The sequence below is a fragment of the Pedobacter sp. TM02 genome (genome assembly GCF_059705275.1).
In genome coordinates, this window is the sequence record NZ_AP046530.1 from 3,681,431 (window position 1) to 3,704,908 (window position 23,478).

Annotated in this window: 18 protein-coding genes; all 18 read right to left on the reverse strand. The window is 43.7% G+C overall.

Going from position 1 to position 23,478, the window contains the following annotated elements; translation table 11 throughout:
• Nucleotide 1 precedes the first annotated feature (1 nt).
• Entirely contained in the window at nt 2-973 is a 972-nt protein-coding gene (locus AC6H1S_RS15785; protein WP_497564231.1) for a hypothetical protein, read from the reverse strand.
• Entirely contained in the window at nt 970-2,046 is a 1,077-nt protein-coding gene (locus AC6H1S_RS15790) for a hypothetical protein (RefSeq protein WP_497564232.1), read from the reverse strand. Before AC6H1S_RS15790 ends, AC6H1S_RS15785 begins: the two co-directional genes overlap by 4 nt.
• A 265-nt stretch (nt 2,047-2,311) precedes the next feature.
• A complete protein-coding gene (locus tag AC6H1S_RS15795) occupies nt 2,312-2,854 on the reverse strand; it encodes a hypothetical protein (RefSeq protein ID WP_497564233.1) in 543 nt (180 codons plus the stop codon).
• A 2-nt stretch (nt 2,855-2,856) separates the two neighbouring features.
• Nucleotides 2,857-4,050: a hypothetical protein gene (locus AC6H1S_RS15800; protein ID WP_497564234.1), complete on the reverse strand. Its 1,194-nt coding sequence runs from the start codon at nt 4,048-4,050 to the stop codon at nt 2,857-2,859.
• 1 nt (nt 4,051) lies between these two features.
• The gene (locus tag AC6H1S_RS15805) at nt 4,052-5,995 is read right to left on the reverse strand and encodes a secretin GspD/PilQ domain-containing protein (RefSeq protein WP_497564235.1); all 1,944 of its coding nucleotides are present in this window, start codon (nt 5,993-5,995) and stop codon (nt 4,052-4,054) included.
• Complete coding sequence (locus tag AC6H1S_RS15810) at nt 5,996-7,411, reverse strand: GspE/PulE family protein (protein WP_497564236.1); 1,416 nt, start codon at nt 7,409-7,411, stop codon at nt 5,996-5,998.
• A 227-nt stretch (nt 7,412-7,638) separates the two neighbouring features.
• Nucleotides 7,639-8,157: a hypothetical protein gene (locus AC6H1S_RS15815; RefSeq protein ID WP_497564237.1), complete on the reverse strand. Its 519-nt coding sequence runs from the start codon at nt 8,155-8,157 to the stop codon at nt 7,639-7,641.
• A gap of 81 nt (nt 8,158-8,238) precedes the next feature.
• Nucleotides 8,239-8,655, reverse strand: a complete 417-nt coding sequence (locus AC6H1S_RS15820; protein ID WP_330108220.1) for a type IV pilin protein — start codon at nt 8,653-8,655, stop codon at nt 8,239-8,241.
• A 655-nt stretch (nt 8,656-9,310) separates the two neighbouring features.
• Entirely contained in the window at nt 9,311-9,829 is a 519-nt protein-coding gene (locus tag AC6H1S_RS15825; RefSeq protein WP_497564238.1) for a hypothetical protein, read from the reverse strand.
• 3 nt (nt 9,830-9,832) lie between these two features.
• Nucleotides 9,833-13,273 (reverse strand): DUF6443 domain-containing protein, encoded by a 3,441-nt coding sequence (locus tag AC6H1S_RS15830; RefSeq protein WP_497564239.1) that lies wholly within the window; start codon nt 13,271-13,273, stop codon nt 9,833-9,835.
• Nucleotides 13,274-13,279: 6 nt separating this feature from the next.
• Entirely contained in the window at nt 13,280-16,615 is a 3,336-nt protein-coding gene (locus tag AC6H1S_RS15835) for an RHS repeat domain-containing protein (protein WP_497564240.1), read from the reverse strand.
• A gap of 348 nt (nt 16,616-16,963) precedes the next feature.
• A complete protein-coding gene (locus AC6H1S_RS15840) occupies nt 16,964-18,103 on the reverse strand; it encodes a type II secretion system F family protein (protein ID WP_497564241.1) in 1,140 nt (379 codons plus the stop codon).
• Nucleotide 18,104: 1 nt separating this feature from the next.
• Nucleotides 18,105-18,572, reverse strand: a complete 468-nt coding sequence (locus tag AC6H1S_RS15845; protein ID WP_199140352.1) for a hypothetical protein — start codon at nt 18,570-18,572, stop codon at nt 18,105-18,107.
• Nucleotides 18,562-18,924: a PilW family protein gene (locus AC6H1S_RS15850; protein WP_497564242.1), complete on the reverse strand. Its 363-nt coding sequence runs from the start codon at nt 18,922-18,924 to the stop codon at nt 18,562-18,564. Before AC6H1S_RS15850 ends, AC6H1S_RS15845 begins: the two co-directional genes overlap by 11 nt.
• The gene (locus AC6H1S_RS15855; protein ID WP_497564243.1) at nt 18,912-20,147 is read right to left on the reverse strand and encodes a hypothetical protein; all 1,236 of its coding nucleotides are present in this window, start codon (nt 20,145-20,147) and stop codon (nt 18,912-18,914) included. The genes AC6H1S_RS15850 and AC6H1S_RS15855 overlap by 13 nt, the downstream gene beginning before the upstream one ends.
• Before the next feature lie 177 nt (nt 20,148-20,324).
• A complete protein-coding gene (locus tag AC6H1S_RS15860) occupies nt 20,325-21,176 on the reverse strand; it encodes a coiled-coil domain-containing protein (RefSeq protein WP_497564244.1) in 852 nt (283 codons plus the stop codon).
• Nucleotides 21,173-22,138, reverse strand: coding sequence for a hypothetical protein (locus AC6H1S_RS15865; RefSeq protein ID WP_497564245.1), 966 nt, complete (start codon nt 22,136-22,138; stop codon nt 21,173-21,175). The genes AC6H1S_RS15860 and AC6H1S_RS15865 overlap by 4 nt, the downstream gene beginning before the upstream one ends.
• Before the next feature lie 83 nt (nt 22,139-22,221).
• Nucleotides 22,222-23,475, reverse strand: a complete 1,254-nt coding sequence (locus tag AC6H1S_RS15870; RefSeq protein WP_497564246.1) for a hypothetical protein — start codon at nt 23,473-23,475, stop codon at nt 22,222-22,224.
• Between the last annotated feature and the right edge of the window lie 3 nt (nt 23,476-23,478).

Here is a 23,478-nt window from a genome sequence, read left to right on the forward strand (position 1 = left end):
CTTATTTTTTTATTTTCATAAATGCCTCCAACTTAGCAATTCTTTCTTCTTGCTGTAGATTTTTGGTCTTTTCTACGACAAGCTCTTTATTCTTTTCTGCCAGGTCTTGTAATTGTTTATTTTGTTCGATGAGCAACAATGTCAATTCCTCAATCTTCTTTTGCTGCAGCTTAACCATTTCACCTAATGCCACCCCGTTCGCCTCCACTTCTTTGGCACTCGGCATCTCAGGCAGATGTTTGTTGGCCTTGATATAACTTTCCAATTCTTCCAACGTTCCAACCTTATAGCCTTCTTCAAAAACATAGTCTGGCCAGTTGGCAGTTTCCACCTTGATTTCCTTGGCACGGATTTTACCGTTTACAGCCAGTTTTTCGTTGGGTGTGGTGGTACCGATGCCAACGTTGCCGTTTCTTCCCACTGACATGATATTTCCCTGCGTAATATTAGCAACCGTAAACAACTGATTAGCATCGAATTCTGAGCTATTATATCCGGAAGGTATTACACCATTTTCCCAATTTAGTAATGCCCAATCGCCATTAGCCATTGAATTGATGAGGTAAGCATTAAAGGCACTCCCATCATTATTATGTGGGTCTACATATACTTCTAAATAGGTTTCATAATAGGTAGAACCAGTAAGCAATCTTAATTTGGTAAAAGTTGGTGCATAATAATAGCTGTGACTTGTAATTGTTAAAGACGATGCACCATTACTATTATAACTTACACCAACCTGGAATCTTAGCGTCGAATGATCAGCATCTTCACGAAGTTCAAATGTTGCATTTCCTCTTAGTGGACTACTGCACTTGGCTATTCTATACCAGCCAGCTGGACGGGACGCGAAATTCCATGGCGCAACCTTTGCCACATTGATCATTTGTTTGCCGTCAAAGACTGGCGTATTTTGCGCACTACTTACTGTCCATAATAAACAGCCTAGTAAAAACATGTAGATTTTTTTCATCTCTTGCTCGTAAGTTTTGTGGTTTTTAATCGTTTAATTTCTTTTTGCTGATTATTAAGCCTCTTGTTCATTTCAATCAGCTGAAGCGTTAACTCCTCTATTTTTTGCTGTTGAAGTTTGAGCATTTCGCCCACTTTGAGGCCATTGCTTTCAAGCTCTTTAGCGTTTGGCATCTCAGGCAGATGTTTGTTGGCCTTGATGTAACTTTCCAACTCTTCCAACGTTCCAACCTTGTAACCTTCTTCAAAAACATAATCTGGCCATTTGGCAGTTTCCACCTTGATTTCCTTGGCGCGGATCTTGCCGTTTACAGCCAGTTCGTAACTACCAGGCGTTTGTGTTTTAACACCTACATTTCCAGAAAAATAGCCTTGGTTTGGTGTTACGCCTGAAAGCCCCAACAAGGCAGCAATTGTGGGTTCGTTACCATCTACCACTTCTACGCGAGGGGCGTAAAAGTATTGACGGTCATTGACATCGGTATCATAATAAAGATAAGACCTTATGTTGGTGGTGGTGGTACCTACCGCAAATTTGAAATCGGTGATATCTACCGCTCTGATCCCTGTAGTACCATCGTAAATAGCACCGTAGCTTGTTGTAGATGCATCACCACTGCCGTGCACATAGCCAACCACCAAATACCATTTGTTCAATTCAGGTAAATCGCCATACCAGAAATAAGGATTGGTGTTGGGAACACCGTTCAAGTCATTTACATCTTGCGTTCCAAGATAACTTGTGCCGTTTGTTGAATTCGTTTTCTTGAGCCAAATGGAAAAACGATACATCTTGGTATGATCAATAGCAAAATAAGTATGGTCAAATCCACCATCTGCAAAACCATCTCCCTGTGGCTTTCCTTCCCATAATATAGCACGCTGCCCTTGCGGACCTGTGCCCCAAAAACGGGTATTTTCACTGACCTGTCCATTGGCAATGAAAGCTCCCGAACCACCAGTTCCTACTGTCCAGTTTGGCATGTCGAGCAGGTTTTGTGCACTTGCATTCAGGTTAAAAAAAGCAAAGCTTAAGGCGCAGCAGCATGCCCTGCGCAAACGATTTGTCTTCATAAGTAGAACGTTAATCTGGTTAAATTTTGAGTCCGTTATCTGCGGTTAAGCTAAAATAAATTTGAGACATAAAAAAATATTTTCCCCAACAGTGGTTTTCGCAGGACGAACGCATCGAAATGCTGGACGAACGTGCGTTTTGAAAGGATATTACGTTTCAGAAAACTGGATTTTTAAGGTCGATTTTAGAGACATTTTAGCAAAAAAATGCGTAAACTAATCATAAGTCGAAAAACAAGAATGTGGCTCTCGTTTACTCCGCCGTTTATTTCTCCAAGGCATTGAGGGTCAGCAGGAGGGTTAATTGCCCGGTCTTTTCTTTTGCGCCGAGTTCTTTCTTGTCGCTCAGCTTCAATTCAGCAATTTTGCCAATTCCAGCACTCTTGCTCAAAGTATCCAGCAATTTAACCAGATTAAAGTAGTTGCCTTTAAAGGTAAATTGCTGGGCTACCATTCCTTGCTTCAATGCGATAGTATCGGTTACGCTCTGCGTGTTGCTGCTGAAATTAACCTGCACGTTTTGTGCGGAAGCCATGCCCGAAACGCTTTGCCATAAGCGGTTTTCGCGGTCTTCTTTTTTAACCGCATACGACTTTAGCGCATTGATGTAGAATGCATTTTTTCGGCTCACCTGCGGAAAAGCACTGTCTTCTGATTGAGCCGCATTTTGCTCTTTTTTAAGCTGGCTGTTTAATCGCATTGCCTCGAAAGTATGCTTCAACGAAAACACATAGGCAATGTAAAGCGATACGACCATGCCGGCCATGAGCACCCCATTTTTTTTCTGATGGCTTAAGTTCTTCCACATGGCTAATAGGTAATGATTAAGCTAAATTGATAAGCTGTTGTTTCTTGATCTTCCTGATATTTGAGCAGTTTGGCCGATTTGACCCAAGGCATTTCCTTGAGTACAAAAATCCAATTATTTACCGCTGTAAGGTTATCTGTTGAGCCAAGAATTTTAATGCTTGGCTGCCTTTCGGCTTTTTCTGCATCCGTCTTAAAATCATTGACCGCTACTTCGTGAAGGCTGAGTTGCCTAGGCATACTTTTGCCTATTTCATTGAGCAGGAAACCATAATTGTAGCCTCCGTTCCAATGCAACTGTTTAAGCAAGTATTCGTTGCTCGCGATATTCTTTTGCAGCAAATCGGTTTGGTCCGCACTTGCGGTCTGCGCACCTACTTGTTGGGCAAGTTTGGCATTTTCCTGGTTGTAATAAGAAAACAGTCCAAAGCTGATGAGCAATAACCCAAAAAGCCCGAACAGGAAAATAAGCGCTTTCTTTTTCAGGCTGGCATTGCCCAAAAAATCGGAGAAAGCACTATTTACTCTTTCTACATTGGCTAAAATCGGGGTTAACTTCTCGTGCAAAACCAGTTGAAAAGCAGAGGCATAAGCTAATATATTTTCTTCGGGAATGAGCTCTTGTTCTATTTTGACCTGAAAATCGTGCTTCAAACCCGCTTCGGCACTATAGCTCATAAAATGACGTTCGGCCGTCAGCACAAATCCATGTCCGGCAAAGCGCATTTCTGTACTGTAAATATTCAGCTGTGGCCAAATGGGTGCTGTTACGATACCGCCAAGGCTCAACATCAACACTTTCAGTCCTGCCCTGTCCAGCTTATCCAGCAATTCGTCTACGCCTTGCCTTCTGATAATGCTGCCTAGCGCATTGTTACCCTGAACATAAGACTGTACGTAAAAATCCTTTACCTCAATTGACGGGAAAGCTTGTTGGATCACCTGCTCGGGCAAAGTATCTGTAGCCACCTGCATATTCTTGTGGATAATGCCTCGCCCTGTCAGTGTCAGCGCCACAGGGAAATTTTTAGGCAGGCTCTCTAATACCTTATGTAATGGGCCTTCTATCACCTTGTTGCTTTCGATATGCAGTTCGTTATCTTTTTTGGCAAGCTGGCAAAACCGGCAACTATAGCTATTGTCGCCAAGGCTATGCAGCTCTACACCCAAAACCGTATTTAAACCATCAAACAACATCTTAATAAAGAATGGTAGGTTTAATAAAGACTAACGTAACCACTTTGGCATTTGATTTCTCACGACTGCTAAACAACCACTTTAAAATCGGAATACGTGACAACAAAGGCACGCCCGATCCGCTTTCACTATTTTCTGTCCTTTCTAAGCCACCCAATACAATCATGTCTTCATTTTTGGCCCTGATGATCGAGGTAAACTTGCTGATTGATTGCGGCGGGGGCTGATTTTGAGGCGGATTGCCAATAAAATCTGAGATATTGACCGTAATGTTCAAGGTTACCTGATCATCGCCAGAAACTATGGGCTTGATGCCGATTTCCAAGTTTGCATCCACATCTTTATACTGTTCTGTAATCAAGGTTTGTGCGTTTAACGACGGGACTACATTTTGTGTTTGCAGCCTGTAATACCTTTTGCTACCGATACTCAGGTTAGCTACGTGGCCGTTTAAGGTAGACAGTTTAGGCACGGATCTTACCTCAACATTCGAGTTGTTCTCCAATGCGCTCAACTTCACATAAAAATTAGGCGTTACCCGGCCCAGATTGACAGAATTGTTATTGCCCAGCTTAGACAAGAAACTGTTGATGGAATTGGACCCAAAAGTATAGTCTATGCCTGGCAAAATCGTCCCTCCGGTTTTTACACTGTCTGATACGCCTGCCGTAATACCAGTTTTTACACTTTTTCCTTTGCGCACATCAACCAAGGTAACTTCAATCAGTACCATAGGTACTGTACGGTCTATCTGTTTGATGAAATTCTCAATTTCCCTTACTTGCGGGGCAGAGCCAGAAAGCAATATGGTATTTTGTTCCCTGAACTCCTTGATCTCAACACCTTTCTTCCATTCTGATGGAATCATCATCTGGATAGTATCTAAAGAACGATGTTCCAGTTTGACACGCAGACTGGTACGCAGGCCTTCCAGTTTTCTATCGCCAATAAGGTAAATGCCATCTTCTTTTTTATAGGTATATTCTGTTCCCTGCAACAAAGCGGTTAGAAAGTTATCGAAGCTGATATTATTCAAACGCGTGGTAATGCTCCCTTTAATATCGGAATAAATAAAATAATTGACACCTACTTCAGTAGAGGCCGATTTGATCAGGTCGAGGATAGGCGTGTTTACCGCATCAATATTAATGAGTTTGCTTCCATTGGCATCCCTTCTGCCGGATACGTTGTAATTGGCTTGCGCTCCTCCTGGCGTATTAGGTTTATTGTTTCGTTTTACGGCTGTGGATTTATCCTCATTGATATAAAGTTCTTCTCCTTCGGCCAAAGGTTGCAGGATATAAACATTATCATTGGTCTTGTTCAGCTTCAGGTCGTTGGCATAAGCCATTTTTTCGAGCGCCGTTTCAAATGGAGCGGCCGCAATAAAAGCGGTAACTTTTTTGCTCAAGAGGTTAACCGGCACCACTACGTTTTTCTGCGAAAGCTGACCGATCTTTTTGGCCACTAAACTTAAGGTATCATTGTTCAGGTCGAAGCCCAAATTGTCGGTTATTGAATTGTAGGTAACCTTGATTTCTTTGGGTGGCACTACGGTTCTTGTCGGGGCTACTTTTGTAATCGACATGATGGAACCGACCAGGTTGATATCAAGATCGTATTCCTTAGCCACAAAAAGCAGTACATTTAAGGCCGTTTCATTGGCAAAATTGTAATAAACCTTAAAATTTACCTGCGGATCTACATTGATGTTGAGGTTATTGGCCTGGGCCAAGGCGCGTAAAAACTCTGGGGCATTAGCACCCGACATCGAAAGCTGTACTTTTTGGTTAAGTCCCGGTACCATTACCGCAAGCGACTTTAAGCGATTCTCGATCTGAGCCAGGCGTTCGGCTTTGTTGTCTTGTCCGTAACCTTTTAGGCCTGCACCAACAAGCGCAAGCAGGATGAAGAGGCGAAAGAGGACATGGTAGATGTATTTCATTTAGATGGATAGCAATAAAGGGAAAATTTCTTCGAGCGAGGTCTGCCCTTCGGCAAACAACTCGAAAGCATTTTCTGAAAGTGTTTTGATCTGTTTGGTTTTTAAAAGTGGTTCAATATACATATTCCCTTGTTTGATTTCAAAAGCTAATGCTGCATCAACGGGAATAACTTCATAAACGGCCTTACGGCCTTTGTAGCCTGTATAATAACATTCCCCACAGCCTTTGGCTACAAACTGCTTTTCTAAGCTAAAGGGAGCGTTGAACTGCTTTGGATAGGCTTTGGCATCAAAATCAGTTTCCTCTTTGCAATGCGGGCAAAGCAAACGTACCAAACGTTGCGCAACCGTAGTATTGAGCGTATTAGCCACTAAAAAGCTAGGAATGCCCATATCCATCAAACGTGATACGGTACCCCAAGCCGAATTGGTGTGGATGGTAGACAACACCAAATGGCCCGTTAATGCCGCACGGATGGCCATATTGGCGGTTTCGGGATCGCGGATTTCGCCTACCATGATGACATCGGGATCCTGTCTTAAAAAAGTGCGCAATGCCGAAGCAAAGCCCAAGCCTATACTTTCTTTCAGCTGTACCTGATTAATTCCTTCCAGCGTATACTCGATCGGATCTTCGATGGTGAGCACGTTACGCGTGGTTTTGTTCAACAATTTGAGCGTGGCATATAGCGTAGTGGTTTTACCAGAACCGGTTGGGCCGCTAATTAAAATAATTCCGTTGGGCCTTTGAATACCTTGCAGGTAATTTTCCATATCAAAATCGCTCAAGCCTAAAGTATTCAAATCGATATCGGTACTCGAGTTATTGAGCAAACGCAATACGATTTTTTCTCCGTGCAGGGTTGGCAATACCGAAACCCTGATATCAAAAGCACTTTGTTTGGCCGATTTGTAATGGATACGTCCATCTTGGGGCAAGCGCTTTTCGGCAATATCCAAGTTGGCCATGATCTTGATTTTGTTGACCAGCGCCGGATAATCTTCGCGGCTGATTTGATAACGTTCGATCATCATACCATCGATACGCACCCTTACCCGCGACTTTTTCTCGAAGGTTTCAATGTGGATATCGCTGCTTTTGAGCTTTCGGGCTTCTTCAATCAAGGTGGTCAGGAAGTCGTCGTTGGCCGAAATATTCGATAGTTCTTTTTCGGGCGCACCGGTATCACTCAGGTAATGGGTAGACAACAAACGGCTGATTGCTGCCTTGGTGATGGGGTAAAGCTTAATGGGCTTATCGAGGATGATCTGCAGTTCGTCCAGCAAAGCAGATTGGCTATCTTCCTCATCACAAAACAGCTCCAGGGATTGGTTCTCCATTCCTTTGGGTACCACGTGGTATTGCAAAGCGATGGATTTGCTTATGAGGTGTAAAGTATCGGCAGACGGTTTCATGATAGATGAAAATTTCCTAAAATTAATCTTTTTTGACACGTAATGTCACTTTTTTCCTGTAGCTGAAAAAAGTAACCAAAAAAGCCACGACTGCGCCCTTTGCTTTAAAGCTCTTGCTAGGGTTAATATAGTGCTATCGCAAAGGCCAAGGTCGGATTTTAGCAATCTGATGGTCCTTACTAGGGCTTGATATGGCGCATAGAATAGGTAGCCCGGTATAGTTCAGACTACATCAAATAAGCCGTCAGCCATAAATCATTAGTCAAATCTATTTTATTGTTCAACGTATCAATTAGCATCAACACCAATAGCATCACCGCCTGTTCGCCAGCCAAAGGGATTTTTGGATTTGAATTTTTGCGCAAAGCCTTGCTTCCTATACTCACCAAAATCACCGCCAGCAAACTGAACAGGTAAAAGAACAGGTAATTGAGGAAAGGCAGGTAAACCGTAATGCTTAGCAAAAACAACAAATCGCCCAATCCGAAATAATCAGCAAATATATTGACCAGCCTTTTTTGCTTGACTGAAAAGTAGAGCGTCAAAAACAGCAACTGTACCCCTAAAAAACTGCCATTGTGCAATAAATTAGTTCCAATTGCACTAGCGGAACTTCCTAAAATCGTTAAAGCCGACAATCCAGCCATCAACAATACAAACAGCCACCAATATACCGCCCTGAACTTGAAATCCTGCCAGGCAATGGCCAACAAAACTATCCAAATCGCAAATTTCAGGATAAACATGGCTAGGTAATTTTGAAGGATTGAATTTTGAATGACTGAATAATCGACCTCATGTCTCAGATCTAATGTCTCAAATCTCCATTAATCCGGCGTAACTTCCTTCAGGTTTTTATCCTGGTCGATTTGCCACACGTTAAAGGTGCCATCGCCATCAAAATCGGCTACAGCCGTTGCCTTGGCTACAAAGCTGTTGTTATTAGCCGATACGATTTCGATTTTATAATTGGCCTTGCCATCTTTGCCGTCGGTAGAGAGTTTCTCTTGGATAAAACCCAGTTCAGCCAAATCGGTGGTATACCTCGAATGTTCGTAAAAATAGCTCTGTTCCAATTTGGCCAAATGCTCTAACTGCAGCTTGGCCTCAGTAGTTTTGGCCTTGGTAATTAGGGGCATGAGATTGGGCAAAGCCAATAAAACCAGGATTCCAATAATCACCAATACCACCAAAATTTCGGTGAGCGTATAGGCCTTAACTTTTTTGCGAAGCAGTGCGTTCATTTCAAAATATTATTTCAAGCTAAAGTAGGGAAAAATACAGTGATAAAATAATGACTGGTTAAAGATGTGAGTTATCAAAGCGTATTTTCGAACCTACCAAGAATTGCACTAGTTTGTGCGCCACAGATCATGGAATTGAAAAGTCTATATTAAATGAGGAAATATTTTTATCAAAAAAAATAAAACAATAGCCCCAGTAAAAAATGCAATGACCTTGTCTGACTGATTTGATTTTCTAATTAAAAAAATCTTAGTAAAAGAAATTATAAAAAAACCAGAAATTAAAGCGATGAACGCATAGGTTCCCAAAACAAATGGAATCTGTGCGCTAACATCATAGTTAGAACTTATAATTGGAATAAGCAAACAAAAAGCAAAGATGATACTAACCCAAACAATGTATGGATTTAAACATTTAGACTCTGTCATAATTTACTGTTTTACAAATTCTCCATTAATAAATTTATAATTTCCTTCTGGTAGACTATTTATAGCGTCTATAAAATCGAATGGCATCATGTTTAATTAATGTCGAAATGAATTGTATCGTTAGTACACCTTAAGACTACATCAAATCTTTTGCTTTTAAATACGCATAGTTAAATCATTGACTGAGGCATCCCTTTAGCTACGGAGCAAAATATTGGATATTTATTTAGTCATCAAATTTTTCTTTTTTTAAAAGCTTCCCATTTTTATAGACTTCTCTACTAATCAATTTTCCGTTTATATCATATACAGACCATGTACTATCTCTTTTATTATTCAAAAAGAACTTCCGACTTCTTATCTTATCAGTATTTAAAAAATATTCTGTTTCTTGTATGAATTCTTTATCACCAATAACTAACTTTTCCTCTCCAAAATCATATACAACTTCTTTTTGCTCGATTATATCTATTACAATTAAGGTTGATGTGAAAAGAAATATTAAGGCGTTTAAATACCAATATTTTTTGAACCACTGAAAATTTAAAAAAATTGTCACAATGCTTAGTGCGAAAAACCCATAGATTGCTATATATGGCAAGCCAAACAACAATGTCAAGGGTCTTTGTTCTCCATCGGAATAACCTATACTAAGCACTGGAATACCTATAATCGCATACAACAATAATGCTATTAGCCATAGCAAATATATTGTAAATGGATTCCTAAAGTTAATCTTCTTCATCGATTATTGCTTTATAAATTGACCATCGACAAACTTATAAGTTCCCTCAGATAGTTTATCTATTACATTAATAAAATCAAATATTGAGTGCCCGCCCTTTCTGTTGGTATCTTTTTCGTGTTTTACTGCTCCTTTTTCTGTAGCAAACCAACTATCAAGTTTAAACGAAAAAAGACTATTTACCACCATATCACCCATATTATCAAATTGAAATAATGGCACATTAGGGACAGCTGAAAGCTTATTTTGTTGAAATGCAGCAAAATCATATTCTGTGATACTTAAACCTCGACACTCTTCCGGATGATCCTTAGCATATTGAACAATCTCAGCTATAAATCCTTTTGCATAAGCGGCTCCCATACTATGTGCAACAATTTTTATACTTTCAGTAATAACTCCATTAGTTCTTTCAAGACTTCTAATTATATCTCCTACGGCATTCATTCCCGCAGCTTGTCCCATAGCTATCCTATCTTCTGCATTTAGATTTGATGGGAACAATTTGCCTTTAGTAGCTAAGGTATTTTCCCATCCACCTATCGCTCCATCGAGGTACATTGCTTTATCTTCTGAAAAATGTTTTTTGAAAGCAATATCAAAATGTATGTTTTTATTTTTACCTCCATTTCTCCAATATTCTGGTGAACCGCCACTTCCTCCATGTTGACCGTTAATAAAAATTACTAAATGCCCGTCTGGATCAATTGCGTTTACGGGTGTATTTGCGGCATATGCAAAGGGAGTTATTTGAAAATATAGCTCTGCTTTCTTATCCACCACGTTCCACCTTGCAATTACAGGATCATAGAACCTCGCGCCGTAGTCGTAGTGTTCCAGTTCCTCCTGCAATTCCTTGCCATTGTAAAGATATTTATTATTGCCTGGACTTGCAACCTTTCTCATTCCGAAGGCATAGTAGTCGTCGGCCTGCAGTGGCTGCAGCTGGCCCGTAACCGGGTGCCTGTTGAAGGTATACCGCACGTTGCCCAAGTGGTCCGTCAGGTTGTACTCGTAGCTGTAACTGCCCCCGCCCCTGCGGGCAATCCCCTCCTCGGTCTGGATGAAGTCGATCGTGCCGTTTGTGTACTGGATGCCGTCTACGTAGTCCGTGGCCGTGCCCGTGGTACCGTTCACCTTCTTCAGCTTGGCTCCGGTGGCGTCGTAGACATAGCTCAGGCTCAGTCCGCTTTTTGACGCGCTTACCGGCAGGTTCAGGTAGTTGTAGGCCAGCGTTACGCCGTTCCTGCCGTCTGTGGTGGCGTTGCCGTTGCCGTCGTAGGCATAGCTACCCGTAGCCAATGCCCCGCCCGTAATACCAGTCAACTGGTTGCCGGCATAGCTGTAGGTTCCGGTCTTGGTCGTGGTGCCGTCAAACCTGCTCAGCGAAGCGATGTTGCCCATCGCATCGTAGGACAGCGTTTCGCCCATGGCCACGCCCGCCGTCGTCTTCCCTTCTATCAGCCTGTTCAGCCTGTCGTAGCCGTAGGCAAAGACATTCGGCAGCGTGCAGCCCGCTCCCCACAGCTGGCCCGAGATGTTGCCGTTGAACTGCGGCGCCGTGCCGTCCTCGTACTGCAGCTCCATGCCGAACTGGCTGGAAGCCGAGCTCTTCAGCCAGCCGCGCTCGTTGTAGGCGAATTTTGTATGCTGCAGAAACGTGGTGCCGTCGGTGCTGTGCAGGTTCTTCTGCCGCAGCTGGCCCAGTTCGTTGTAGTCGAGCTTGGCCAGTGTTACCTCGCCCTGCCCGTCGATCTCCTCCATCGTGGCCAGCTTCCTGCCCATGTGGTCGTACTCGTAGCGGGTGGCGATCGTTGTCGGCGTTCCGGTCGGGCTGGACGTATGCGTCCTGGTACTGGCAACCAGTTCGCCCGCAAAGCTGTAGCTGTTGACGATCCTGTCCGTTCCGCCCAGATGATTCTGGGCTGCGGTTTCCTTGACCCTTCCCTCCCCGTCATAGTAGGTCAGCGACCATTCCGAGTTTATCCCATCATCGCCACGCCAGGTCCTGGTGCCAGTAAGAAGCCCCCTGGTCATCGGACTTACCGTTCCGCTTGGGGGAAAGATCGCGCCCATGTCCCGAAAGGTATAATCGTCGTAGTAATTAATAACCAGAAACCTATCCACTCCTTCTACGGGAATGGCATCGTTGCTGTAGTCTGTTGCTCCATCGCTGATCCGATGTTCCCAGAGCTGGGCCTGTGCATCTGCAATGCCCTGCCAGGCTGCCCGGCTGGAGGCACTACTCACTACTCCGGTTATCACTACCCTGCCCAAGGCATCGTATTTGGTAAATAGCCATTTGTTGCCGGCACGCTGCACGCTGTCCTGTGTGAGCACCACCTGGTCGAGTTTGTTGTAGACCAGGTGCTCCCAGCCCTTTCCAGGGATCTTCTTTTCGATGATCCTCTTCCGGCCGTCGTAATGGTAGCCGTAGATGTAGTTCCTGAATACGGCGTCGGCCTCCGTGAAGCTGTTAGCTGTTACCGCTGGTGGCAGCACGTAGCGCAGGCTGCCCATGTCATCGTAGAGGTATTGGGTGGAAAGCGCGGCGCTCTCCGTTTCCCAGACCTTTTTGAGCACCACCCTGCCCTCCAGGTCCCTGAACTCTTCGGTAGTGCCTGCCTTGCCGCTGGTCCAGTTCTCGTCTTTGGAAACGGTCTTGTAGAGCGTGCCCGGCTGGTAGTTGGCTGTTGTAGCAGCGCCCGAGGCGTTGACCGTCCAGAGCTTCACCGCATCCGCAGCATCGTTGATGGCGTAGCCCGGCCTTGCCGTATGGCCCGAACCTGCTATGGAAGCATTGTAGGGCTGCCACGGCGCCCCCGGAGCGCCCTGCTCCAGCACCCTGTTCAGCGGGCTGGCCTCGAATACGGCCTGCGAGAAGGGCTGCGCAGTAGCTCTGATGCTTGAGCCGCTTGGCTGGCCTGTATAGAAGCCCAGCTGCTCGGCTATGGCGCTCGGCCTGTAGGCGCCGCCGTTGCCGGCTACCGTGTATGGCTGGTACTTGACCGCTTCGCGCCCCAGGGCGTCGTAGGCCATGGGCTGCACCAGGTCGGCAAAGGTTGGGCTCCCCTGTACGGTTACCGTCTGCAGGGGCCTGCCCAGCCCGTCGAGGTACTGGATGGCCTGGTTCTCCTCGCATACGCTGCGCGAGGCGTTGATATTCGTGCTGTTTACGCCGGCGATCTTGAATACCCTCGAAAGCACGTAGTTCTGGTTCGCGCTCGGCGAAGACGCCAAGGGGTTGCAGAGCTGGAAGCTGGCACCGGTAAAGATGCGCACGCTGCTGCCGTAAGGGATCTGGAACCCGTCGGCAAGGGTAATGCTTCCCGTTGCCTTGATCTGCGTCTGGCCGGTATAGCCTGACAGGGTGATATGCTGCTGGGCCATGGCCGTTCCCGACAGGAGCAACGAAGCCAAAAGGAAAAGTCTGGTGTTCTTCATGGGGCGTTAGTTCTTGTAGTGGTACTCGTAGCTTTTGATGATGTTTTTGTCCTGGTCTTTTACGTAGAGCAGCCGGCCATAGGGGTCGTATTCGAAATAAGTGGTCAGGCCCTTGGCATCCGTCTGGCTGGTAATGCCCACCTGTGGATCGTGCGTATAGCTTGTGAGCTGGGCATCGGCAGGATAAATGCTTACATCGTCATAAGCCGTGCCTGAAGACAATGTCATGCTATTTCCAGTATAGGGTTCTACCTTTTGCTTCCAACTACCATCGAAATACCAATAACTAATCACATAATTGCGGCTATTGGGCCTGGTCCAGCTCACAGTATAAGCTCCTCCGCTCGACTTTTTACCTGTATGGGCATTACCTGCAGTTCCCGTTTCTTCAAAGCCTTCAAAATAAAACTCCGTATCGAGCGCATTAGTTGCAGCCGCCAGCACCAAGGTGCCGTTGTAGCCCCATTTAAAACCCTGCTTCTTTTGCTGGTCGTTAACCAGGGATACCAGGTTATAATTGGCATCATAGCCATAGCTCAACCTATTTTTATAAGCATTTGCAATCGTACTTCCCGTGTAGGCAGGGAAAGACACCGAATCTATAGGCTGTGCCAACTCTAGGCCGTAATAATTTTCGGGAAAAGTTCCCGGCTGATTTTTATAGGTAGTCAGCTCACCACCTATGAGTTTGGTTGAAGTGCTATTTTTGGTATAGATTCTTTTTTCTACTACCGGATTGGAATAATAGCTCGATAGCGGATTGATATCTTTTGGATAACGGAGCGAAACCAGGGTTTGTTCCCCATTGCTTTTGTTAGACAGTTGCCTAGTTAGCTGGATATGGGCCGGGTTATCATAAAAATATTGATAACTTGTGGTAATGGTCTTTGTAGTATCGGCCTGATCGTATAGGGTTTCTGTTCTACCCATTGGAAAACTCCACGACGAATAAAGATTAAAATAATTCACCACAAATTCGGGCCCTCTTGGAGCAGGACCATTCTGCGGAAAGCGTTGCGGAATTGCCGGTTTATACAAAGCCACCTTTGCGCCTCTCACTACATATTCGTGTGGATAGGTAGAACTTGATCCATAAGTTGTTTTATAGGTATTGACTGTTTTTTTAACCGGCAGGTATTTCGCCAATGTTTCGTTCCATGCAAACTCTTTTGTTTCTAAGGGCAGGCCGTCAACCCAATCGTTGCTGATCATGGCCCCAAACGGATACTCAGGGCTGCCCGAAATGTCTCCAAAATGCGAAAAGCGGTTAAGCGTATAGCCTTTGTGCTGGTCTTCAACATATACACTCACTTCGGTATAAGCCACCGGCCCTCCTTGCGCGCGCCCGATAGGCGTTAAGCTCGATGTAGATTGGGCATAGAACAGACAATCGTAATAGGTCTGCGTATCTTCATTAAGACCCTCTCTATTATGGATATATTCATATTTCGGAGCGTAGCCACTTAAGCCACTAGAAACATCTGGCGAATTTGAAAGATCATAGTTATAATAGGTCTTTTTGCTGGCACCCACAACAGGATTATCGGTTATTCGCTTAACTCTCAGTCCGCCAACAGTCTTATTGGTGGTGGTTGGCGGTACCTGTTTATATTCGTACCAATAAACTTCAATATATCCGGTATTGGTTAAGCCAACATAAGGTATCTCTAGAAAATAATTTCCAGGCTCTAATGGCGCCATAAAATTGCCTAGTCCGCCTGCAGATTGTCCAACAAACCTATATACCAACTGATGATTTGCATTCCGTATCTGTACATCGCAGTTATCGCAAACGAGTCCAGTTTCAGGATCTCCTCCATAAGGCCCTTTATATCTAACAGAAAACTTATTTGCTGTAGGACCAACGGTAAATGGAACAACGACGGTAGAATCTATCGATTCGTAAGCATAGGCTCCTTGAAGCACGTATTCACTTGTGGGCAATGTATAGGCAGGAACCGTATTGGATTCATATTCAAATTCTGAACTGCCTCCTGTAGGATAAGTAATTTTTGTCAAGATACCATTTTGCGCCGTGTAGGCAGACGGTTCTCGGTTGCCTCCAGATGGAAAACCAAAGTAGGCATTGGCTGGCAACAGGGTTGAGTTGCCAGAGCCATTATAAAAGCCCCAGTGATCCTGTGATTTGCTGAGGCGTTTTGGCAACAGGCTTTCATTATACTGGAAATAGTAAGGGTTTTCTCCTGCTTTTTGTACACTTTCCAATCGCAAGCGGTAATCATCAGGATCAGTAGACCCTGTTGTAGAAACGTAATAGCCATAGGTAAAGGTAAAAGTAGCAATCACCGTATTGGTATTGGCATTTTTTACCACAATAGAGGTTAGTGCCGACGAGCCAGGCAAATCCGTTCTGCTTTGCGCATAGTAAAAGTTGATCTCTACGCCGTTGCTCGCCGTTATTTTCTTTATCCTCGAAGCTGCTACATGGCTGGTACTTTCGGTAAGGGTATTGGTTGGCATAATCCCGGCACAGCCGTACTGGTCTGGATATCTGCTATAACGCGTTTCTGAAGCCTGGTTTTTAAAGCTGTAAGAATAGGTTTCGTAGGTATAATTGATTTCTTCATTAAAAGGCGTACTTATTTTACCCGGATACATGGCATTGCTCTGATAGCTCGGGGGCGCTCCATTGGCAGAAAGGCCGCCAAAATATTGATAATTTGTGGTGGTCAGATCAGCACCCACAAACTGGAATACATTATCGTTCTCGTCTGTGATTTCGTTACCCTCCCAAATCCTTACATTTTGATAAGGCATGGTATAGATGGTTCCATCTTGGCCATAAAAATACTTGAACGATTTGCCATTGATGTTTACGTAGTATAAATCAGGCTGTGTGTCATAATGATCTTCCGCAATTTCGGTCATGAAGTCGTATTTTGGATCGGAAAGATAAGGATCCAATGCGCCCCACTGCGTTTGCAAGCTGCCGGTTTGCGGCAAACGGTAAATATTGGGTACATTAAGCCATCCCCCCGCTTCTTGATCAGGAATTCCGTTCACATTAGCGGTGATCGATCCGCCAAAATTCAGCGACCAGCCGAGCCCTACGTTACTAGCTATCTCATCTACTTTGATACCTCCCGCATGGTAGCTCAAAGAAATAGGCACCTTGATGCCTTTAAGGTCGATGGTATAAATTGGAATACCAATACTGGGTACTCCTGTATAGAGCGAAACCGGTGTTTCACCATATTTGGCAAAGCTGGCCGCCTCTGCCGAAGCAGGTATTACGTTTAGCTTTGGAACGGTTGAGGATGTCGAGGTTTGGGCGTAAGCGCCTAGGCTGCAAAGCAGCAAAAACAAGAGTAGTTGTTTCATTTATTCGATTGCGTTCTGGATTCCTATAAGTTTGGGCTTAAAGAAACGTGTTACTTATCTGCCCCCAAGATGTAAACAAAAATCGAATAAAAAAAACTTTTTCCCCAACAGTGGTTTTCGCAGGACGAACGCATCGAATCGCTGGATGAACGTGCGTTTGGGCAGGATATTACGATTCCGAAACCAGGACTTTTACGTCTGTTTTTCAAGCGCTTTCCAAAGTAATTCCGCGTGGAAATTGATTTTAGATTGGACTTCCATTAACAACAGATAAAATCCACTCCAGATGGATGTCGGATTGCCACCCTACAGCATAAGCCAATCTTCTCATTAGCCAAAGAATCATCTTTAAAAGCTATTGCTCATCTGGAACATTGGCAAGTACATCGCGATTAGGATTACGCCTACGGCCAATCCCAAAAAGATAATAATCAAAGGTTCCAATAGGCCACTGATGGCATTGGTCTTATATTCTACTTCTTCGGTATATTGATTAGATAGCTGTTCGAAAAAGTACTCAAGCTTATTTACCTCTTCGGCAATTTTGATCATCTGGATAAACTTAACGGGATAGAATTCGTGCTTGGCCAAAGTAGCCGATAAACTGCTCCCCATCAAAATATCCTTTTCGGCCAGTGTAAGCGATTGTTCTATGGGATAAAAAGTGATCATCTGTTTCACCATGCCCAAGGCCTGCAGCAAAGGCGTATTGGTTCCGGTAAGCAGGCGCATGGTATTGGCAAAACGAGCTAGGTATATTTTTTTGAGGATATCGCCAACAATGGGAACTCGCAACAAGGTTAAGGACGACCATTTCTTGAACCAGGCTGTTTTTTTGCTAAATAAATAAAAGGCTATGACGGCTACGATCAGCAATAAAATCAGGTAAATGTAACGATCGAACCAATCGGAAAAGCTTACAATGAGCGAAGTAATGTAAGGCAACTTGCCACCAAAGCGCTTAAATACATCGGCAAACATAGGCACCACAAACTTGATCATGAAAAAGATGGCCGCAAAGGAAGTGCTCAAAACCAGCAGGGGATAGGTGATAGCGCCCACGATTTTTCGTCGCTGACTGATTTTGCTCTTGAAATACTTGCCTAATTCGGTCAGTACTTCTGCCAAACGGCCAGTCTCTTCGCCGATGCGAACGCTATAGTATTCGTAACTGCTGAACTTCTCATTGTTTTTTAGGGTTTCCGATAAAGAATTTCCAGCCACCACTTCTTTTTGGATGGTTTCAAACAAGGCCACATCTTTGGCATTGGTGTAAGAACTTGCGGTAAGCTCCAAAGCCGTTTTAATGTCGATACCAGACTGGATCAGCGTACCCAATTCATTGTAAAAAGCTTCTTTTTTCTTGTCGGCTAATTGGCCGTTGCCAAATGAAATATCCTTGTTCAACAACTCGAAAAACGCCGAACCCGAATCTTTTTGGGGCGCTTTTTTGGGTTGCTGGTAATTGGAGATATTGATAGATGGCATGTTAGTTAAAAAGATTTTGGGCGCTGTAGGTTTTACTTAATTGTATGGGCACTTGAATGCGTTGATCTAAATTCATTTTGAACCGCAGCTCGTCGATAGTATCTGGTTCTAAAACTTCCCGGCCTTCAAAAAAGAAGCCAACTTCGCTTGGTTTTAGCTTAAAGGTATCGGTATGCAGTTCGCCTGATTTTCTGAGCACGGCATCGGGACTAAAGATATAATAGATTTTTGAACTATCTTGTTGCAGCTCCACTCCTTCTTCATTTTTGAGTACCATATTGCTTTTCAGAAAATCCCTTTCCAAAACATGCCTCAGTGTAAGCACCACATCTGCCGTTTGGTTTTTCTGCTGAAAGCCGGCATAATATTTTGCAATAATGCCATAGGCCGAATAGCAGATGGCTATGCAGATAGCCGATAGCAGCATGGCTATAGTTACTTCGAATAACGTGTAGGCTTTAATCTTCATGCTTGACCTGCTCTTTAAATAAACATTTGATGCTGCCCAAACTGGTTCCGTTCAGCTTTGCCTTGATTTCTAGCTTGGCAATTCCTGCAACCTCGCTGGGGCCAATGCTCAACTGGTAGTTTATGCTGTCTATCGTCACTTCTGTTGCTTCTAAATAACCATTTTTCTTTACCTGCTCACTAAGCAATTGCAGCTGGTTCTGCGCTTGCAGTTTTTTGTAGGAAACTCCGGTACGCAGCACATTACCAAAAACCTGCATGGCAATGGCAAACACCACCATAATGATGACCATGGCGATCAGCACCTCGATAAGTGTAGAGGCCTGTAGTTTTTTGTTGTTCAGTTTAGCCATTTTAAAATCCGGTTTGTTCGTTGCTCCTTAAACAACTTAGAGCTAAGGTAGTAACGGCTCCTCGCTTTGCTGTTAAAAGCAACATCTATCAGGAAATTCTCATACAAGGTAAGCGGTGTTTTCATTAAAAACCTGTTACAGGAAACCTTGCCATTGATCTTGCTTCCCTTTTCAACCTGCAGCAAGCCCGTACTGTAAATTTCTCCTTGTACGCGTGTATCTTTGCCCAACCCAATTAAGGTTTGTAAGGCGGTGCGCTCATTTTCGTGACTAAAAATGATGCCATCAAAATTAACATGATCGCCCAATACAATTTGAGGTTGCACTACCGATCTTTTGGTACGCATTACGCCCAATACGGATGGATATTTAAATTCGACGTTATCGGCTACCAAAATCGAATCGACGGCAAAAAGCTGGCAGCTTCCTTTAAAGCCCTGCTCTACCTTGATTAACGGAGCATAAACCTGAATACCATTTAATTGCGCGGCTGCCGAAATGGTAACCAACGAATCGGAAATCAATATGATGTTTCCTTCCAAATTAACATCGGCCAAATTGGCGATTTGTGGCAATTGAAATTTTTGGGTAGAATCCAAAAAAGAAACCCTGAGCTCGTTTTGTTGCAAGGCGGGAAACTTTTGTGCCTGATTGGCAAATACTGCTTTCAGCCGTTCGAGAAGCTTTTCGTTTAAGGGCTTCAGCATACGTGTGCTGTTGCTGGTTTTGCCACCAAAAATGAGCTCTTTGCCTCCATCGTAGGGCTTGCCTTCGGCATACGACTGACGGATACCGGATTTAGGCAGTTCTACATTGCCGGTAATTCGGGTATGGCCACTAATAGACAAAGGCCGGTCTTCATCGCTTAAATAGATAGCCGTAGAATCGGTAAGATTTCCGATTAAAAATGCGCGTTTCAAGGTATCCTGCTTCACAAAACTTTTCAAGATGGCCAAATCAAAAATACCCCAGTCTTTTTTATCCAGTTCCAAACTATCTAACTCATCGCCAAAAAGATCGAGGGTTTGTTTACCCTCCATAGCATCTTTGTTAGCCAAGGTGTATTCGATACCGGAGTTGAGGTTATTCAACAAGCGGTTGTAGCGGATTTCCTTTAAATAGCTATTGCGGTAATGTGCGGCCAGCATGATCAGCGAAGCCGAAACAATCGCAATAAAAAATGCGATCACAATAGCAAAATAAAGGGCGCCGGCTTTAAGCATTTTATTGGTTTATTGGTTTATTAGCGTTATTCATTAGCCAACTAGAAGATTAGCTGATTAGTCATTGGCTAATTGCTTACTGAAGACCCAGGACATCCTCCACTTCCATTCGCTATTTCCATCGTACATTTTACATCTTACATCCTGTTAACTAAAAACTGAGAACCGTAAACTGGACTACTTGTTCAATTTCTTCTTTAACTCGTCAATCTCTTTCTGTTGTTGGATGATATACAAAGTTAACTCTTCTACTTTTTGCAACAACTTGGTCTGCAGTTCGCTTACGCCAACCCCTTCCTGCTGCATGGCTTTGGCCGTCGGGATTTCGGGCAGGTGCTTGTTCTCTTTGATGAATTTTTCGACCTCGGCCAATGGGCGCAACCTATAGTTGTTTTCGAATACAAAATCGGCCCCGGTCGTGTTCACTATAATCTCGTTGGCGCGAGCTTTGCCGTTGACATCGAGCTTGTAGGCGGTGTTGGGTTGGGTGGTTTTACCGATCAAAACATTGCCATCTCCAGTAATTCGAACTTTTTCTACTCCGTTGTTGTAAAATCTATGACTTTTATTATTTGAAATATAATAGGCCATATCCATGCCACTATTTAATCCCCTATCATAACTTTCTAAATAATTGGCTAACAAACTGGTACTATAACCCATCTCTATGCCTTGCAAACTTTCATTTGAAACTACAAATTTTGCTTTTGGGTTATCAGTTCCTATTCCTACATTACCATTTGGCCGAAATGACATATACACACTGTTATAGTCTTTGCCAATCCAGCCAAAATCCATTGTAGAAATTCCGTTATTAGCGCTCCCCATTACACCTAAACCTAGAAGATTGCTGGTGTTATCCTGATTAACAATATAATAACCCCTAGCCCATGGCGTTGTCTGACCAGGAAAATTGGCCTTTATTTTTATTCCATAAGCATCATTTAAGCCTATCAGGATATTGGGATCTTGTGCATTAGCTATAAATGCCAAGGCAAAAATGGCGGTGAAGAGTATTAATTTTTTCATTGTTTTTTGTTTAGAAGTGCTTTCAATTGTTCGATTTCTTTTTGCTGCTTTTCTTGGGTAGCTTGATAATTTTCGATGCGCTTATTTTGCTCGATCAGGTAAAGCGTTAACTCTTCTACTTTTTGCAACAGTCTGGTCTGCAGTTCGCTTACGCCAACCCCCTCCTGCTGCATGGCTTTGGCCGTCGGGATTTCGGGCAGGTGCTTGTTCTCTTTGATGAATTTTTCGACCTCGGCCAATGGGCGCAACCTGTAGTTGTTTTCGAATACAAAATCGGCACCGGTGGTATTCACTACGATTTCGTTGGCGCGGGCCTTGCCGTTGACATCGAGTTTGTAGGCGGTGTTAGTTTGTGCGGTTTTGCCGATCAACACATTACCATTATCGGCTATTCGCATCCTTTCAAGATCAGCATTTGTATTGAAACTGATGAAGCCCCCGGTTACACTACCTCCCCTATGAAAATTTATCGAACTATTTATTTCTCCATAGAAATTATGTGTTATTGAAAAGCTTCTGCCCCCTATGATATCGGTACTATAACCCTTTACACCTAAAAATGTCCCTGTTTTGGTGTTGTCACCTTCTTGTAACCTGCCAAGTACAGCACTCAACTGATCATTATTAAGATATTCGCCCAAATCCAATGGTGCTCTGGGGTTTGTTGTGCCAACACCTACACCACCATTGTTTATACTCATCACCATTTTGGCTCCCGTCGACGGTTCTAAAGGCCCAATTGGATACCCTTGATTATAAAAGCGAATACCCCCATATACGGAATGCGCAGAAAGCGTAAGCCCAGTATGATGGCTAATCACATAGGCGGCCCCATTTTGCTGATTTGGCCGTACGTCTAACAGGGGGTTGGTATTTAGGCCCCAACCATTATAATCCGTTATGCCGCCTCCCTTTACCAAGCGTTCAATAGTTAAGTTGTTATAATATGCATCTTGTGCCATACATTGGCAGAAAAGGAATAAATTAAATAGAGAGAAAAGCAAAGTTTTTTTCACGTGATATATGAATAAGTTATTGTGATATTTTATCTTTTGTCGAGTAATAATTTCTCCAGTTTTTCTATTCGTTCTTGAAGGGCTTGCATTTTCTTAATTTCCTTATCCTTTTCAATTAAGTGCAAAGTGAGTTCTTCCACTTTCTTCAACAACAATTTGTTCATCTCGCCTAGTTCTACCCCGTTGGCTTCCACTTCTTTGGCGCTAGGCATATCGGGCAAATGCCTATTGGCTTTAACATAACTTTCCAACTCTTCCAGCTTTCCAACCTTATAGCCTTCCTCAAAAACATAGTCGGGCCAATTGGCCGTTTCCACTTTGATTTCTCTGGCGCGAATCTTTCCGTTTACGGCCAGCTTTTCGTTGGGCGTTGCGGTACCTATGCCTACGTTTCCGGTTGAGGTCACCCGCAACCTTTCATAGTTTCCACTGCTTGCCTCTCTTGGATTTCCGTCGCCAGCTACCGTATGAATGGCAAAATATCCTGCATAATTACTATTATTCTCTTTAGCCCCAAGCATATAGGCGTAAGCGTAATCTGCTGTGGCCAATCCCGTTTTGCCACCTAACCCAATAGCTCCTCCATTTCCTGCTTGCGGTGCATTTGTGGAAAGAAACAGTGCCGTAGGCGTATTAATTCCATATTCATTCTTAACATAATTACTTCTAACGTCTAATTTTGCAAGAGGAGTAAGGCCACCCATCCCTATATTTCCGTTCTCGTTGATCCTCATGGCTTCCTGAAGTTCTGCATCATTAGTAGGCCTCACCAAAAAATTCATTGCTCCGGTATAAGTGCCACTACCTCTCAGCAAACCAATTCTAGATACCTCCCCATCTGAGTTTTTCGCTCTAATCGAGCCTATTTCAACAAATGCGGCGTCATTTCTGGAGGTTTCCAAAGCCAATACTCCAGGTGCCGAGTTGACTGCGCCATAAATCCCCAATTTTTCTGATGGGCTTGCAGTGCCGATACCTACATAGCCATTTGATAAGATTGATAATCGCCTCGACCCACCCAAATAAGCTGTTAAGTAATCATCTCCACCTTCTATAATAGCCATCTGATTTATTCCTTGAAAAGCAAGAGCAGGTATATTATTTGTTTTCTTTAAGGTTAGTGTATTTCCTGGCCCATTGATAATTGCCGAACCGTTCACATCCAGTTTAGCTTGAGGAGTTGTGGTTCCGATGCCTACGTTGCCATTGGCATCGGTATGTACCTGAGCAAAGCCAGCCAATGAAATTGCCATCAAAGGCAACAAGAGGTTAATTTTTTTCATATT

Coding starts and splice junctions, on each gene's coding strand:
- AC6H1S_RS15785 (WP_497564231.1), bottom strand. CDS start 973: ATGAAAAAAATCTACATGTTTTTACTAGGCTGTTTATTATGGACAGTA.
- AC6H1S_RS15790 (WP_497564232.1), bottom strand. CDS start 2,046: ATGAAGACAAATCGTTTGCGCAGGGCATGCTGCTGCGCCTTAAGCTTT.
- AC6H1S_RS15795 (WP_497564233.1), bottom strand. CDS start 2,854: ATGTGGAAGAACTTAAGCCATCAGAAAAAAAATGGGGTGCTCATGGCC.
- AC6H1S_RS15800 (WP_497564234.1), bottom strand. CDS start 4,050: ATGTTGTTTGATGGTTTAAATACGGTTTTGGGTGTAGAGCTGCATAGC.
- AC6H1S_RS15805 (WP_497564235.1), bottom strand. CDS start 5,995: ATGAAATACATCTACCATGTCCTCTTTCGCCTCTTCATCCTGCTTGCG.
- AC6H1S_RS15810 (WP_497564236.1), bottom strand. CDS start 7,411: ATGAAACCGTCTGCCGATACTTTACACCTCATAAGCAAATCCATCGCT.
- AC6H1S_RS15815 (WP_497564237.1), bottom strand. CDS start 8,157: ATGTTTATCCTGAAATTTGCGATTTGGATAGTTTTGTTGGCCATTGCC.
- AC6H1S_RS15820 (WP_330108220.1), bottom strand. CDS start 8,655: ATGAACGCACTGCTTCGCAAAAAAGTTAAGGCCTATACGCTCACCGAA.
- AC6H1S_RS15825 (WP_497564238.1), bottom strand. CDS start 9,829: ATGAAGAAGATTAACTTTAGGAATCCATTTACAATATATTTGCTATGG.
- AC6H1S_RS15830 (WP_497564239.1), bottom strand. CDS start 13,273: ATGAAGAACACCAGACTTTTCCTTTTGGCTTCGTTGCTCCTGTCGGGA.
- AC6H1S_RS15835 (WP_497564240.1), bottom strand. CDS start 16,615: ATGAAACAACTACTCTTGTTTTTGCTGCTTTGCAGCCTAGGCGCTTAC.
- AC6H1S_RS15840 (WP_497564241.1), bottom strand. CDS start 18,103: ATGCCATCTATCAATATCTCCAATTACCAGCAACCCAAAAAAGCGCCC.
- AC6H1S_RS15845 (WP_199140352.1), bottom strand. CDS start 18,572: ATGAAGATTAAAGCCTACACGTTATTCGAAGTAACTATAGCCATGCTG.
- AC6H1S_RS15850 (WP_497564242.1), bottom strand. CDS start 18,924: ATGGCTAAACTGAACAACAAAAAACTACAGGCCTCTACACTTATCGAG.
- AC6H1S_RS15855 (WP_497564243.1), bottom strand. CDS start 20,147: ATGCTTAAAGCCGGCGCCCTTTATTTTGCTATTGTGATCGCATTTTTT.
- AC6H1S_RS15860 (WP_497564244.1), bottom strand. CDS start 21,176: ATGAAAAAATTAATACTCTTCACCGCCATTTTTGCCTTGGCATTTATA.
- AC6H1S_RS15865 (WP_497564245.1), bottom strand. CDS start 22,138: ATGGCACAAGATGCATATTATAACAACTTAACTATTGAACGCTTGGTA.
- AC6H1S_RS15870 (WP_497564246.1), bottom strand. CDS start 23,475: ATGAAAAAAATTAACCTCTTGTTGCCTTTGATGGCAATTTCATTGGCT.